This window comes from Serratia sp. BNK-33-b (assembly GCF_048684565.1).
Taxonomy (GTDB): domain Bacteria; phylum Pseudomonadota; class Gammaproteobacteria; order Enterobacterales; family Enterobacteriaceae; genus Serratia; species Serratia marcescens.
Genome location: NZ_JBLQTZ010000001.1, coordinates 4495013 through 4507910, shown reverse-complemented (window position 1 = coordinate 4507910; position 12898 = coordinate 4495013). Strand labels below are relative to the sequence as shown.

Here is a 12898-nt window from a genome sequence, read left to right as displayed (position 1 = left end):
TCGCTTCCGATCTTCAGTGTCAGTTATCGCATCACTTTCTGCAAATGCGCGTTGAAGGCTTCCGCCTTCATAAAACCGGTGACCCGCTGCGCCGTCAGTTCCTGGCCCGCCGGATCGAAGAACAGGATCGTCGGCAGCCCCAGCACCTGCAGATGCTTCAGCAGCGCCGCCTGTTCCGCGCTGTTGGCGGTCACATCCGCCTGCAGCAGCACCGCGTTGGCCAGGCTCGCCTGCACCGCCGCATCGCTGAAGGTGTATTTCTCGAATTCTTTACAGGCTACGCACCAGTCGGCGTACAGATCCAGCATCACCGGCTTGCCGCGCGCCTGTTGCAGCGCCAGATCGAGCTGTTCGACGTTGTTGATGCGGGTAAAGGCCAGGTGTGGCTGAGCGGCCTGCTGCGCCTGGTCGGCGCCGAAAGCCCAGTCCTGCAGCGGCCGTGCGGCGATCACCGCCGCCGCCAGCAGCAGCAGTTGCAGGGCGCGCGCCCAGCCGCGCGCGCTTCTCAGGCTCAGGGCGAAGGCCCAACCGAAGAACGCCAGGCCGAGCAGGCTCCACAAACGCATGCCCCACAGATCGTCGATCACTCGCTCCAGCAGGAACACCGGCAGCGCCAGAATGACGAAGCCGAAGGCCTCTTTCACGTACTGCATCCACGGGCCGCTGCGCGGCAGCAGGCGGTTGCCGAACAGGGTGACGATCACCAGCGGAATGCCCATCCCCAGCGCGTACAGGTATAGCGTGCCGCCGCCGGCCCACAGATTGCCGCTCTGGGCGATATACAGCAGGATGGCGCTGAGCGGCGCGGTGGTGCAGGGCGAGCAAATCAGCCCGGCCAGGGCGCCCATCAGGAACACGCCGGTCAGCGAGCCGCCGCGCTGGGTGTTGCTCCAGTTAGCCAGCCGGGTTTGCAGTGCGGAAGGCAGCTGCAGGGAATAGAGGCCGAACATCGACAGGGCCAGGGCGATGAACAGCACCGACAGGCCGATCAAGACATAAGGATGTTGCAGCGCCGCCTGGAACTGCAGGCCGGCGGCGGCCACCACCAACCCGAGCAGGGTATAGGTCAGCGCCATGCCCTGCACGTAAACCACCGCCAGCGCCAGAATGCGGCCGCTGCTTTGTGGCCGGTCACGGCCGAGGATGATGCCGGAGATCAGCGGGTACATCGGCAGCACGCACGGCGTGAAGGCGATGCCGATGCCGATCAGCAGCGCCCACAGCGGCGAAAACGGCAGGCTGGCCGGTGCGGCGGGCGCTTCAGCCGGTGCAGCGGCCGGGAGCGGGGCGGCAGCGTTTGCGCTGACGGCATCCAGCGGGATCACCCGGGTTTCCGGCGGATAGCAGAAACCGGCCTCGGCGCAGCCCTGATAGGTGACGCTGAGGCTGGCGTTGGCCGCCGCCTGTTGCAGAGGCACCTGCAGATTAAGCTGCTGCTTGAAGATGGCGACTTCGCCGAAGAACTCGTCCTTGTGGCTCAATCCTTCCGGCAGGGTAAAGGCGCCAAGCGTCGCCTGCTGGGGCACCAGTTTGATCTGCTGACGATACAGGTAATAGCCGGGGCGGATCTGCCAGTTCAGCGTTACCTGGTTGCCTTGCTGTTTGAAATCGAAAGCGAAGGCCCGATCGACGGGCACGAACTGGCTGCCGCCCGTCGGTGCGAACAGCGAAGCCTGCGCCGCCTGCGGCAGGAAGAACAGGCTGCACAGCAGCAAAATCAGTTTAATGAAGCGTTGATCCATGACAGGTAGTCTTTATCTCCGGCCATCACCGGCAATACCAGCAGCTCGGGCGTCTGGTAGGGGTGATGTTGTTTCAGGGTGTCGAGCAGGGCCTGCTGACGGCGGCGATCGCTTTTGAACAGCATCTGCACCTCGTATTCCTGTTCCAGTTTCCCTTCCCAGTAATACAGCGAGGTGGCGCCGGGCAGCAGCGTGGCGCAGGCCGCCAGCTTATCGCCCAGGACCCGCGCCGCCAGTTCCTGGGCGCTGGCTTCATCGGGTGCGGTACAGAGTATGACGACAGCTTCGCAATCAGACATCTTCAGCCCTCTCATCGGTTCGAATGGGCACTATACCCTGAAGGCGGATTGGCTAGAAGGTGAGTTTATCGCCAAAAGGAAAACCGGGGCCGCAGCCCCGGTCGAAGCGTTACAGCATGACGCTGCCGAGCAGGAAGCCGAATACCACAGCGAAGATCACGCCCATGGTGCCGGGAATGAAGAACGGATGGTTGAACACGAAGCGGCCGATGCGCGTGGTGCCGGTATCGTCCATCTGCACCGCGGCGACCAGCGTCGGGTAGGTCGGCAGGATGAACAGGCCGGAAACGGCGGCGAAGGAGGCGACGGCGGTCAGCGGCGACACGTTCAGCGCCAGCGCCATCGGCATCAGCGCCTTGGCGGTGGCGGCCTGCGAGTACAGCAGCGCCGAGCAGAAGAAGAAAATCACCGCCAGCAGCCACGGGTGTGCTTGAATGACGCTGCCGGCCGTCTCTTTGATCCAATCGATGTTGGCCTGGACGAAAGTATCGCCCAGCCAGGCGACGCCGAGGATACAGATACAGGCGCTCATGCCGGCCTTAAAGGTGCTGGAGTTCAGCACCATGTCGGTGTCGACGCGGCACAGCAGGGTGGTCAGCGTGGCGACGCTCAGCATGATGATCAGAATGGCGTTGGTGGTGTTCATCAGCGGCTTGGCCACCAGGCCCAGGCCCGGGCTGTTGATGATGGCGTAGGCGACCACGCACAGCACGCCGAGCAGGAACAGCAGCACCGAGGCTTTGGCGCGCGGTTTGATCGCCAGCGCGTTGTTGCCGCGCAGGGTGATCAGGCCTTCTTCCAGGCGTTTCAGGTAGACCGGATCGTTAGACAGCTTGGAGTCGAACAGCCAGGTCACCAGCAGCGACATCACCAGCACGGCGCAGAAGGTGGACGGGATCACCACCATCAGCAGGTGCAGGTAGCTGACGCCGTGGCCTTCCATCACCGAAGACATGTACACCACCGCGGCGGAGATCGGCGAGGCGGTGATGGCGATCTGGGCGGAGACGACGGCGGTCGACAGCGGCCGGCAAGGTTTAATGCCCTGTTCTTTCGCCACTTCGGCGATCACCGGCAGCGCCGAGAGCGAGATGTTGCCGGTGCCGGCGAAGATGGTCAGGAAGTAGGTGACGATAGGGGCGAGAATGGTGATATGTTTGGGGTTCTTGCGCAGCAGCTTTTCGGTCTGCTGCACCAGGTAGTCCATCCCCCCGGCGACCTGCATGGCGGAGATCGCCGCGATCACCGCCATGATGATGGAAATCACGTCGAAAGGGATGCTGCCCGGCTTGACGCCGATCAGCGCCAGGACCAGAACGCCCAGCCCCCCCGCGAACCCGATACCGATACCGCCCAATCTGGCCCCTAAAAAGATGGCCAGCAGAACGATAACCAATTCTACGGCTAGCATAGTGTTTACTCCTTAAAATGAGATTTCCCGTCATCCTTGAAACTGCATCGGTGTTGGCTGCGAGCACTATTCGGCCCATCCTTGGGCCTCCCCCCTGCGGGGCCGCTGAATACAGCGTTCAAATCTGCTCCCGGCAGATTTGTCACCCCAGTCACTTACTTGAGTAAGCTCCTGGGGACTTGCGCTCTTGCCGCCTTGATGCAGTCCCAATGATTTAGGGTGTAAATTGAAAATAAAACGTTAAAATTTTGTGGGCGCCTAAAAGTAAAAAGGCACGCTATCCAGAGGATTTAGCGTGCCTTTCAGGGCTACCGGGTAGGTCTGTTATTGTTCATTTTCATCCGTATAGCGTTTGGCTTTATAGGCCGGGTGCATCAGGTTCTCCACGGAGAAGATGTCATCCAGCTCGGCTTCGGTCAGCAGGCCGCGTTCCAGCACCACTTCGCGCACGCTCTTGCCGGTTTCGGCGCAGATCTTCCCGACGATGTCACCGTTATGGTGGCCGATGAACGGGTTCAGATAGGTGACGATACCGATCGAGTTGAAGACGTAGTGTTCGCAGACTTCTTTATTCGCGGTGATGCCGTTAATGCATTTTTCCAGCAGGTTGTAGCAGGCGTTGGTCAGGATGTGGATCGACTCGAACATCGCCTGGCCGATCACCGGCTCCATCACGTTCAACTGCAGCTGGCCCGCTTCGGCCGCCATGGTAACGCAAGTGTCGTTGCCAATCACCTTGAAACACACCTGATTGACCACTTCCGGCACCACCGGGTTCACTTTGGCCGGCATGATGGACGATCCCGCCTGCAGCTCCGGCAGGTTGATTTCGTTCAGGCCGGCGCGCGGGCCGGAGGAGAGCAGGCGCAGGTCGTTGCAGATTTTGGACAGTTTCACCGCCAGGCGTTTGAGCGCGCTGTGCACCATCACGTAGGCGCCGCAGTCGGAGGTGGCTTCGATCAGGTCTTCCGCCGGTACCACCGGCAGGCCGCTGACTTCCGCCAGTTTTTGCACCGCCAGCGGCTGGTAACCTTCCGGGGTGTTGAGCGCGGTGCCGATGGCGGTGGCGCCCAGGTTCACTTCCAGCAGCAGCTCCGCGGTGCGGTGCAGGTTGCGGGTCTCTTCGTTCAGCAGCACGCTGAAGGCGTGGAATTCCTGGCCGAGGGTCATCGGCACCGCGTCCTGCAGCTGGGTGCGGCCCATTTTCAGGATGGTTTCGAACTCTTTCGCTTTGCGATCGAAGCCTTCGCGCAGCTGGTTGATGGCGTCGATCAGTTTCTGGTTGGAGGCGTACACCGCGATGCGGAACCCGGTCGGGTAGGCGTCGTTGGTGGACTGACACTTATTGAGGTGATCGTTCGGATTCAGGTACTGGTATTCGCCTTTTTGGTGGCCCATCAGCTCCAGGCCAATGTTCGCCAGCACTTCGTTGGTATTCATGTTCAGCGAGGTGCCCGCGCCGCCCTGGAATACGTCTACCGGGAACTGATCCATGCACTTGCCTTTATCCAGCACCTCGTCGCAGGCCTGGATGATCACGTCGGCGATTTTGCGCGGAATGGTTTTGAGTTCTTTGTTGGCCATCGCCGCGGCCTTTTTCACCATCACCATGCCGCGAACGAACTCAGGGACATCGCTGATTTTGCTGTTGCTGATGTAGAAGTTTTCAATCGCACGCAGAGTGTGAACTCCGTAGTAAGCGTCTGCGGGGACTTCACGTGTTCCTAACAGGTCTTCTTCGATACGAATGTTGTTTGACATGAGAACCTTCTCTATGTGTTGCTGCCGAATTAATAATTTGTCAGGTCAAGGCTAAAGGGCACAGCCTAAATTAATATTGCCGAAGGCTTGGGGCGTGAAACGATTAACCAAATCGCCCGTTGCTGCCCAGATCATATGCTGGTTGATAAGAAATGACTGAATCCAGATCACCTTATGGTGTTTAAGGATATGCCCTTTTCCGGTTCTGTGACTTCTTTCACGTTTGTGAACTTTAGCAATAAAAACCGGCTCTCGGTTGAAATGGTGGGGGGATGCCCTCATTGTAATGGTGTCGGCCGTTTACGGCCTCTTTTTTCGCGCCGTCGCCCCCTTGGCGGCCGCGCTTTACCTACCGATAGGAGAACCAGGTGCGCTGGTTACCGCTACTGCTGATATTTCTGCTGGCTTACATAGAAATATCCATCTTTATCAAAGTCGCCGCCGTGCTCGGCGTGGCTGTCACCCTGTTGCTGGTGGTGTTCAGCTCCTGCGTCGGCATTTCGCTGGTGCGCAATCAGGGCATGAAAACCTTCGTCCAGATGCAGCAAAAACTGGCGGCCGGCGAAAGCCCGGCGGCGGAAATGGTGAAAAGCGTTTCGCTGGTGCTGGCGGGCTTCCTGCTGCTGATTCCGGGCTTCTTCACCGACTTCCTCGGCCTGCTGCTGCTGCTGCCGCCGGTGCAAAAATCGCTGACGCTGAAGCTGATGCCGCATCTGTCGGTGTATCGCCCCGGCGGTTGGACGGGCGGCGACGCCGCCAACGGCAATACCTTTGACGGCGAATTCCAGCGCAAGGACGACGAGCGCCCGGTGCTGGAACATCGCCCGGACGAGGATCGCAAACCTCACGATCGTTAAGCAAACGCGGCCCAGGCCGCGTTTTTCATCTCTGCGGCACTCGCCGAACCAAAAATGCGAAATTTTTTTCGCTAGCCCCCTTGAAGGGGGCTGGAACGCCCCCATCTCAAATGCCACGAGGCCGGTAATAACAACCACCCGGTGTACAACCCTAAATCTGATAGAGACCTTCTTACAGGAGAGCGTTCAATGAGTATTCGTCCATTGCATGACCGCGTTATCGTCAAGCGCAAAGAAGTTGAATCAAAATCTGCTGGCGGCATCGTCCTGACTGGCTCTGCTGCGGGTAAATCCACTCGCGGTGAAGTGGTTGCAGTGGGTAAAGGGCGTGTGCTGGAAAACGGCAACATCCAACCGCTGGATGTGAAAGTTGGCGATATCGTGATTTTCAACGACGGCTACGGCGTGAAAGCAGAGAAGATCGACAATGAAGAAGTGTTGATCATGTCCGAAAGCGACATTCTGGCAATTGTTGAAGCGTAATTGCGCTTTATCTTCTGAACTGAACGAGTTGAAGGGAAATACCAATGGCAGCTAAAGACGTAAAATTCGGCAATGACGCTCGCGTGAAAATGCTCCGCGGCGTGAATGTTCTCGCTGATGCAGTAAAAGTGACCCTGGGCCCGAAAGGCCGCAACGTAGTGCTGGATAAATCTTTCGGCGCACCAACCATCACCAAAGACGGCGTTTCCGTTGCGCGTGAAATCGAGCTGGAAGACAAGTTCGAGAACATGGGCGCACAGATGGTGAAAGAAGTGGCCTCCAAAGCGAACGACGCGGCGGGCGACGGCACCACCACGGCAACCGTACTGGCTCAATCCATCATCACCGAAGGCCTGAAAGCGGTTGCTGCCGGCATGAACCCGATGGATCTGAAGCGCGGCATCGACAAAGCGGTTGTCGCTGCGGTTGAAGAACTGAAAAAACTGTCCGTACCTTGCTCCGATTCCAAAGCTATCGCTCAGGTGGGCACCATCTCCGCCAACTCCGACGAAACCGTGGGTAAACTGATCGCGGAAGCGATGGAGAAAGTGGGCAAAGAAGGCGTTATCACCGTTGAAGAAGGCACCGGCCTGCAAGACGAGCTGGACGTGGTTGAAGGTATGCAGTTCGACCGCGGTTACCTGTCCCCATACTTCATCAACAAGCCGGAAACCGGTTCTGTTGAGCTGGAAAGCCCGTTCATCCTGCTGGCTGACAAGAAGATCTCCAACATCCGCGAAATGCTGCCGGTGCTGGAAGCCGTTGCCAAAGCAGGCAAACCGCTGCTGATCATCGCTGAAGACGTTGAAGGTGAAGCGCTGGCGACCCTGGTGGTCAACACCATGCGCGGTATCGTGAAAGTGGCTGCCGTTAAGGCGCCTGGCTTCGGCGACCGTCGTAAAGCCATGCTGCAGGACATCGCGACCCTGACTGCCGGTACCGTTATCTCTGAAGAGATCGGTCTGGAGCTGGAAAAAGCCACCCTGGAAGACCTGGGTCAGGCGAAACGCGTTGTCATCAACAAAGACACCACCATCATCATCGATGGCGTGGGCGACGAAGCGACCATCCAGGGCCGCGTTGCTCAGATCCGTCAGCAGATCGAAGAAGCGACCTCTGACTACGATCGTGAAAAACTGCAGGAGCGCGTAGCGAAACTGGCCGGCGGCGTTGCCGTTATCAAGGTTGGCGCAGCGACTGAAGTTGAAATGAAAGAGAAGAAAGCACGCGTTGAAGACGCCCTGCACGCGACCCGCGCTGCAGTGGAAGAAGGCGTGGTTGCCGGCGGTGGCGTCGCGCTGATCCGCGTTGCAGGCAAAATCGCCGCGCTGAAAGGCGACAACGAAGACCAGAACGTGGGTATCAAAGTTGCGCTGCGCGCAATGGAAGCCCCTCTGCGTCAGATCGTGGTCAACGCCGGTGAAGAAGCTTCCGTTATCGCCAACCAGGTGAAAGCGGGCGAAGGCAGCTACGGCTACAACGCTTACTCTGAAGAATACGGCGACATGATCGCGATGGGTATCCTGGATCCAACCAAAGTGACCCGTTCTGCTCTGCAGTACGCGGCTTCCGTGGCTGGCCTGATGATCACCACCGAATGCATGGTCACCGACCTGCCGAAGGCTGACGCACCGGATCTGGGCGCAGCAGGCGGCATGGGTGGCATGGGCGGTATGGGCGGCATGATGTAATCATCCCCCACACGCTTGTGTGCTGAGAACCCCGGTCAAGTGACCGGGGTTTTTTATGCCTGAGCGCCGCCGCACTGTATTTGATGATATTTTTGCCGCCGGAGGCGATTTAACTGGTAAACTGGTAAGTCATCAGCTGTCGCTCAAGACGTTGGCCCGCTAGCCGTGGCAACGGATGCTTAAGAGATGGCATCGCTTTCTGATAAGCTTTTGCGTAATTCTCAACATCGAATGGGGAACAAGATGCGGATTAAAGCCTTACTGGGTCTTTCGGCAGCGATGCTGCTGGCGGGTTGCAGCACCACTCATGAACTGACCGCTGCGGGTCAGCAGATCAAGTTCACCGACAGCAAGCCGGCGGCGGAATGCCAGCTGCTGGGGGAAGTGACCGGCACCCAGAGCAACTGGCTGTCCGGCAACGGCGGTGAGGGCAGCTCCATGCGCGGTGCGGCCAACGATCTGCGCAACAAGGCGGCGGCGATGGGCGGCAACGTCATTTACGGCGCCAACAGCCCAAGCCAGAACCTGCTCTCCAGCTTCGCGCCGCTGGACAGCAAAATGGTCGGCCAGGTTTACAAGTGCCCGTAAGGCGCTGAGGCCAAACGCCGCACAGAGATAAAAAAAGAGGAATGCCACGGCATTCCTCTTTTCGTTCCATCGGGCCATGTGGCGCGCGTCATTCCTGCATCAGGCGCAGGTCGATCGGCGTTTTGCTCGGTTCGCCGCCCACTTCACGCGTCAGGCGCGGCACCAGATAACCGGACACCTTGCTCAGCAGCGCCTGCATGATGACGCGCGCTTCATCGTCGCTGACCATGAAGTGCGCCGCGCCCTGCACCTTGTCCAGCACGTGGATATAGTAGGGCAGGATGCCGGCGTCGAACAGCGCGTTGCTGAGCGCCGCCAGCGTGTCGGCATCGTCGTTGACGTCGCGCAGCAACACGCTCTGGTTGAGCAGCGTGACGCCGGCGAGGCGCAGCTGGGCCATGGCGCTCCGCAGCTCGCGGTCGATTTCGTTGGCGTGGTTGATGTGTGTGACCATCAGCACCTGCAGGCGCGAGGCTGACAGCAGGCGGCACAACGCCGGCGTAATGCGCGCCGGGATCACCACCGGCAGACGGGTGTGAATGCGCAGGCGTTTCAGGTGCGGGATGGCCTCCAGTTCGCCGACCAGCCACTCCAACTCGCTGTCTTTGGCCATCAGCGGATCGCCGCCGGAAAAAATGATCTCGTCGAGTTCCGGGTGTTGGCGGATATAATCCAGCGCCTGCCGCCAGTTGTTCTTGTTGCCCTGATTATCCTGATAGGGGAAGTGGCGGCGGAAGCAGTAACGGCAGTTGACCGCACAGCCGCCTTTGACCAGCAGCAGCGCGCGATTGCGGTATTTGTGCAGCAGGCCCGGCACCACGCTGCGCTGCTCATCGAGCGGATCGGTGGTGAACCCTGGGGCGTTGATGAACTCTTCTCTGGCGGTCAGCACCTGGCGCAGCAGCGGGTCGTTGGCATCGCCGGGGCGCATGCGCGCAGCGAAGGCGCGCGGCACGCGCAGGGCAAACAGCCGGCGGGCATCTCGCCCCTGCGGCAGTTCCGGGTGCGTATTCAGTGACAAAAGCTGCAGTAATTCATCGGGATCGGTAATAACATCGGCGAGTTGATGCAACCAATCTTCTCTATGTGCCGTACTTTGGGTTATAATGTGTGCCATTTTTTTGGCTAAGCTACCAGTTCAAATATTCAGAGGGCCATCATGGCGACTTATTCTAGCAACGATTTCCGTCCGGGTCTTAAAATCATGTTCGAGGGCGAACCTTACGCCGTCGAAGCCAGTGAGTTCGTTAAGCCGGGCAAAGGCCAGGCGTTTGCACGCGTGAAAATGCGTCGTCTGCTGACCGGCACCCGCGTGGAAAAAACCTTCAAGTCTACCGATTCTTGCGAAGGCGCAGACGTGATGGACACCAACATGAACTACCTGTACAGCGACGGTGAGTTCTACCACTTCATGCACCCTGAGTCTTTCGAACAGCATCAGGTTGACGGCAAAACCGTCGGTGACGCGGCCAAATGGCTGCAGGATAACGCAGAGTGCATCATCACCCTGTGGGATGGCCGTCCAATCGCCGTTCAGCCGCCGAACTTCATCGAAGCGGAAATCACCGATACCGATCCTGGCCTGAAAGGCGATACCGCAGGGACTGGCGGCAAGCCGGCGACCCTGAGCACCGGCGCCGTGGTGAAAGTGCCGTTGTTCGTCCAGATCGGCGAAGTGATCAAGGTTGACACTCGCTCTGGCGAATACGTCTCTCGCGTTAAATAAGTTTCAAAACAGAGGAACCCTGGCGGTTCCTCTGTTTTACCCCATCCCCGTTCGTTGGCAGAAAATCCGCATGTTCAAGAAAACGTTGTTGGCCGTGCTCTCCCTGTTGTTCCTTTTCTCCCTCAGCAGTTGCAATACGTTTCGCGGTTTCGGCGAAGACGTTCAGCATCTCGGCGGCGCCATTTCGCGCACGGCCAGCTGACCCGGCCCTTAACCCGATGTATTCGCGCCACAAAGCCGGTGGCGATTCCACTCTCTGCGCCAATTTTGACTACGCTTAGAAAGCCGTACTTTTTCATCAACGACAAATAAGGACTTTCTTATGCTGAAGAAAAGTATTATCGCGATCTTCTCTTTGATGATTTTGAGCTCGCTGACCGCCTGCAATACCACCCGCGGCGTGGGTGAAGACATTCAGGCCGGCGGCAAGGCTATTCAGCGCAGCGCGGAATAATCCGCATTCCACCCGGCGGCGTTCCCGCTGCGGAGGGCCGCCGCATTTCCACCTCTTGCTTGCGCGTTAACGCTGCTGCTATCCTGCCGCAGTGCGGGTGAGGTTGCCCGCCATTCATCACTCAGCTGAACGGGACGACCCGTTTACGCGTCATTTTATCGGGGACGACCCCAGTGGTAGGGAGGCCGTCTCATGGCCTGGATTATTTTGCTTATCGCCGGTTTGCTCGAAGTGGTTTGGGCTATCGGTCTGAAATACACCCACGGTTTTACCCGGCTGACGCCGAGCATCATCACCATCGCCGCAATGGTGGTCAGCATGTTGCTGTTGGCCAACGCCATGAAAACGCTGCCCGCCGGCACCGCCTACGCGGTGTGGACCGGCATCGGCGCGGTGGGCGCGGCCATCATGGGCATGGTGCTGTTGGGGGAATCGACCAATATTGCGCGCATCATCAGCCTGTGCCTGATCGTGGTCGGCATACTCGGGCTGAAGTTCAGCAGTCACTGATCGGCGGACTGCTGCACCCAGATCAGCGCATCGGTGGCGAAACCGTAGCCCTTGGCTGTCTGCAATAAACGGTCGCGTACGCTGGCGTCAAGCGTCGGCGTGCGCGACAGGATCCACAGATAGTCGCGGTTAGGGCCGCAAACCAGCGCGTAGCGATATTCCGGATCCAGGGCTATCACGTTGTAGCCGCCATAGAAGGGGCCGAAGAACGACACTTTCAGCGCCGCGACCTGCGGTGAACCGATAAAGTAGGCTTTGCCTTCGCTTTCTTGCCATTGCTGTTTTTGCGCATTGAAGCCGCGATTGATGACTTTCAGTCCGCCGTCGGCGCGCGGGCCGTAATGGGCGGTCACCTGCTGCAAACCGCGTTCAAAACGATGATCCAGACGAGCGATCTCATACCAGGTGCCGAGATAGCGCTGGCTGTCGAAAGGGGTCACGACCTTGATGTCTTTAGGCGGGGAGACGCTGCAGGCCACGGAGAGCAGGGCGGAAAGCATGACGCTAAGCTTTGACCATAAACGCATCGGTGACTCCTGTTTACCGGGGGCGAGTAGACAGTGTAGCCGATGAGAAAAGGGCGGCCAACGGGCGTTGGCCACCCGAGCGGTTTACAGAGTGACGACGCCGATGACGGTGACGACGCTGAGGATTGCTGCCAGACCGTAGAACACCCACTTGCCGGCCGGCACGTGGATCTTCAGATCGTGCATCGCATGGTGGATGCGGTGCAGGCCGCACCACAGCGGCAGAATGATCATCAGCAGCAGGAACAGGCGGCCGATCAGGCTCTGGCAGAACGCCAGCACGCGCTCGTAACCCAGCGCTTCACCGGGGTACAGCCCCAGCGGCAGCAGGATGCCGACCAGCAGCACGATAGCCGGCGCGACGATCGCGCCCCACATGCCGCCGGCGCCGAACAATCCCCAGAAAACCGGCTCGTCGGAGCGTTTAGGTGCTTGATTTATCATGATTCCTCCGGATTAGAACAGGGCCACGGCCAGGATGACCACGCTGACGACGATCGTGACGGCCCACAGCCCTTTCACGATGGGGCCCGGTCCCATTTTCTCGCTGTTGACCACGATATTGGCGGCCTTCGGCGCCAGATCGAACCAGGTTTTGGTGTGCAGCGCCGCCGCCAGCAGGGCGACGACGTTGATTAACAGCACCAGCGGGTTCTGTAAGAAGCCGACGAAGCCGGCCCAGCTCTCGGCGCCGCCCTTCAGCGCGAACACGCCGTAGAGCAGCACGATGCTGAACCAGACCGCCAGCACCGAGGTGCCTTCACGCAGCATGTAGAAACGGTAGAAGCCGAGCTTTTGCCACCAGGTGGGCGTCATGGTGCGCACATAGGGCTTACGTTGAGTTGTCAT

16 protein-coding genes are annotated in these 12898 nt (G+C 59.2%); 8 read left to right on the top strand and 8 right to left on the bottom strand.

Annotated features, from left to right (window positions below; all coding sequences use genetic code 11):
• Positions 1-23: 23 nt before the first annotated feature.
• The 4 genes from ACMGGK_RS21800 to aspA form a co-directional block, all read right to left on the bottom strand.
• Complete coding sequence (locus ACMGGK_RS21800; RefSeq protein WP_164053124.1) at positions 24-1742, bottom strand: protein-disulfide reductase DsbD; 1719 nt, start codon at positions 1740-1742, stop codon at positions 24-26.
• On the bottom strand, positions 1718-2041 hold the full coding sequence (cutA, locus tag ACMGGK_RS21795) for a divalent cation tolerance protein CutA (protein ID WP_015376376.1): 324 nt from the start codon (positions 2039-2041) through the stop codon (positions 1718-1720). Before cutA ends, ACMGGK_RS21800 begins: the two co-directional genes overlap by 25 nt.
• Before the next feature lie 109 nt (positions 2042-2150).
• Complete coding sequence (locus tag ACMGGK_RS21790) at positions 2151-3452, bottom strand: anaerobic C4-dicarboxylate transporter (protein ID WP_118892531.1); 1302 nt, start codon at positions 3450-3452, stop codon at positions 2151-2153.
• A 324-nt stretch (positions 3453-3776) separates the two neighbouring features.
• Complete coding sequence (aspA, locus tag ACMGGK_RS21785) at positions 3777-5213, bottom strand: aspartate ammonia-lyase (protein WP_004929659.1); 1437 nt, start codon at positions 5211-5213, stop codon at positions 3777-3779.
• A 368-nt stretch (positions 5214-5581) separates the two neighbouring features.
• Here aspA and ACMGGK_RS21780 point away from each other — a divergent pair, with 368 nt between their 5' ends.
• From ACMGGK_RS21780 to ACMGGK_RS21765, 4 genes are all read left to right on the top strand, one after another.
• Positions 5582-6070 carry an FxsA family protein gene (locus ACMGGK_RS21780; protein ID WP_004929660.1) on the top strand — a complete coding sequence of 163 codons (489 nt, stop codon included), beginning with the start codon at positions 5582-5584 and terminating at the stop codon, positions 6068-6070.
• Positions 6071-6259: 189 nt separating this feature from the next.
• A complete protein-coding gene (locus ACMGGK_RS21775; RefSeq protein ID WP_004929661.1) occupies positions 6260-6553 on the top strand; it encodes a co-chaperone GroES in 294 nt (97 codons plus the stop codon).
• Positions 6554-6597: 44 nt separating this feature from the next.
• Complete coding sequence (groL, locus tag ACMGGK_RS21770; protein WP_004929662.1) at positions 6598-8244, top strand: chaperonin GroEL; 1647 nt, start codon at positions 6598-6600, stop codon at positions 8242-8244.
• Positions 8245-8487: 243 nt separating this feature from the next.
• A complete protein-coding gene (locus ACMGGK_RS21765) occupies positions 8488-8832 on the top strand; it encodes a DUF4156 domain-containing protein (protein WP_025305007.1) in 345 nt (114 codons plus the stop codon).
• A gap of 88 nt (positions 8833-8920) precedes the next feature.
• Here ACMGGK_RS21765 and epmB read toward each other — a convergent pair whose 3' ends face one another.
• A complete protein-coding gene (gene epmB / locus ACMGGK_RS21760; protein ID WP_028127561.1) occupies positions 8921-9949 on the bottom strand; it encodes an EF-P beta-lysylation protein EpmB in 1029 nt (342 codons plus the stop codon).
• A gap of 42 nt (positions 9950-9991) precedes the next feature.
• Between epmB and efp the strand changes: the two genes are divergently transcribed.
• The 4 genes from efp (at position 9992) to sugE (ending at position 11522) form a co-directional block, all read left to right on the top strand.
• Positions 9992-10558: an elongation factor P gene (efp, locus tag ACMGGK_RS21755; protein ID WP_004929666.1), complete on the top strand. Its 567-nt coding sequence runs from the start codon at positions 9992-9994 to the stop codon at positions 10556-10558.
• Between the two features lie 70 nt (positions 10559-10628).
• Positions 10629-10760 carry an entericidin A/B family lipoprotein gene (locus ACMGGK_RS21750; RefSeq protein WP_004929667.1) on the top strand — a complete coding sequence of 44 codons (132 nt, stop codon included), beginning with the start codon at positions 10629-10631 and terminating at the stop codon, positions 10758-10760.
• A gap of 120 nt (positions 10761-10880) precedes the next feature.
• Positions 10881-11012, top strand: coding sequence for an entericidin A/B family lipoprotein (locus tag ACMGGK_RS21745; RefSeq protein ID WP_004929668.1), 132 nt, complete (start codon positions 10881-10883; stop codon positions 11010-11012).
• 192 nt (positions 11013-11204) lie between these two features.
• Positions 11205-11522: a quaternary ammonium compound efflux SMR transporter SugE gene (sugE, locus tag ACMGGK_RS21740; RefSeq protein ID WP_004929669.1), complete on the top strand. Its 318-nt coding sequence runs from the start codon at positions 11205-11207 to the stop codon at positions 11520-11522.
• On the opposite strand, the gene blc is transcribed toward sugE, so the two are convergent.
• The 3 genes from blc to frdC form a co-directional block, all read right to left on the bottom strand.
• Positions 11516-12049, bottom strand: coding sequence for an outer membrane lipoprotein Blc (gene blc, locus ACMGGK_RS21735; RefSeq protein ID WP_033638927.1), 534 nt, complete (start codon positions 12047-12049; stop codon positions 11516-11518). The two genes, sugE and blc, sit on opposite strands and share 7 nt — an antisense overlap.
• Before the next feature lie 84 nt (positions 12050-12133).
• On the bottom strand, positions 12134-12493 hold the full coding sequence (gene frdD / locus ACMGGK_RS21730) for a fumarate reductase subunit FrdD (RefSeq protein WP_420277195.1): 360 nt from the start codon (positions 12491-12493) through the stop codon (positions 12134-12136).
• 12 nt (positions 12494-12505) lie between these two features.
• The gene (gene frdC, locus ACMGGK_RS21725; protein WP_025305010.1) at positions 12506-12898 is read right to left on the bottom strand and encodes a fumarate reductase subunit FrdC; all 393 of its coding nucleotides are present in this window, start codon (positions 12896-12898) and stop codon (positions 12506-12508) included.

Bases quoted from the DNA above. Each gene is read 5' to 3' on its own strand.
- ACMGGK_RS21775 (WP_004929661.1), top strand. From the start codon at position 6,260: ATGAGTATTCGTCCATTGCATGACCGCGTTATCGTCAAGCGCAAAGAA.
- ACMGGK_RS21750 (WP_004929667.1), top strand. From the start codon at position 10,629: ATGTTCAAGAAAACGTTGTTGGCCGTGCTCTCCCTGTTGTTCCTTTTC.
- ACMGGK_RS21745 (WP_004929668.1), top strand. From the start codon at position 10,881: ATGCTGAAGAAAAGTATTATCGCGATCTTCTCTTTGATGATTTTGAGC.
- sugE (WP_004929669.1), top strand. From the start codon at position 11,205: ATGGCCTGGATTATTTTGCTTATCGCCGGTTTGCTCGAAGTGGTTTGG.
- efp (WP_004929666.1), top strand. From the start codon at position 9,992: ATGGCGACTTATTCTAGCAACGATTTCCGTCCGGGTCTTAAAATCATG.
- frdD (WP_420277195.1), bottom strand. From the start codon at position 12,493: ATGATAAATCAAGCACCTAAACGCTCCGACGAGCCGGTTTTCTGGGGA.
- ACMGGK_RS21790 (WP_118892531.1), bottom strand. From the start codon at position 3,452: ATGCTAGCCGTAGAATTGGTTATCGTTCTGCTGGCCATCTTTTTAGGG.
- frdC (WP_025305010.1), bottom strand. From the start codon at position 12,898: ATGACAACTCAACGTAAGCCCTATGTGCGCACCATGACGCCCACCTGG.
- epmB (WP_028127561.1), bottom strand. From the start codon at position 9,949: ATGGCACACATTATAACCCAAAGTACGGCACATAGAGAAGATTGGTTG.
- aspA (WP_004929659.1), bottom strand. From the start codon at position 5,213: ATGTCAAACAACATTCGTATCGAAGAAGACCTGTTAGGAACACGTGAA.
- groL (WP_004929662.1), top strand. From the start codon at position 6,598: ATGGCAGCTAAAGACGTAAAATTCGGCAATGACGCTCGCGTGAAAATG.
- blc (WP_033638927.1), bottom strand. From the start codon at position 12,049: ATGCGTTTATGGTCAAAGCTTAGCGTCATGCTTTCCGCCCTGCTCTCC.
- ACMGGK_RS21800 (WP_164053124.1), bottom strand. From the start codon at position 1,742: ATGGATCAACGCTTCATTAAACTGATTTTGCTGCTGTGCAGCCTGTTC.
- ACMGGK_RS21765 (WP_025305007.1), top strand. From the start codon at position 8,488: ATGCGGATTAAAGCCTTACTGGGTCTTTCGGCAGCGATGCTGCTGGCG.
- cutA (WP_015376376.1), bottom strand. From the start codon at position 2,041: ATGTCTGATTGCGAAGCTGTCGTCATACTCTGTACCGCACCCGATGAA.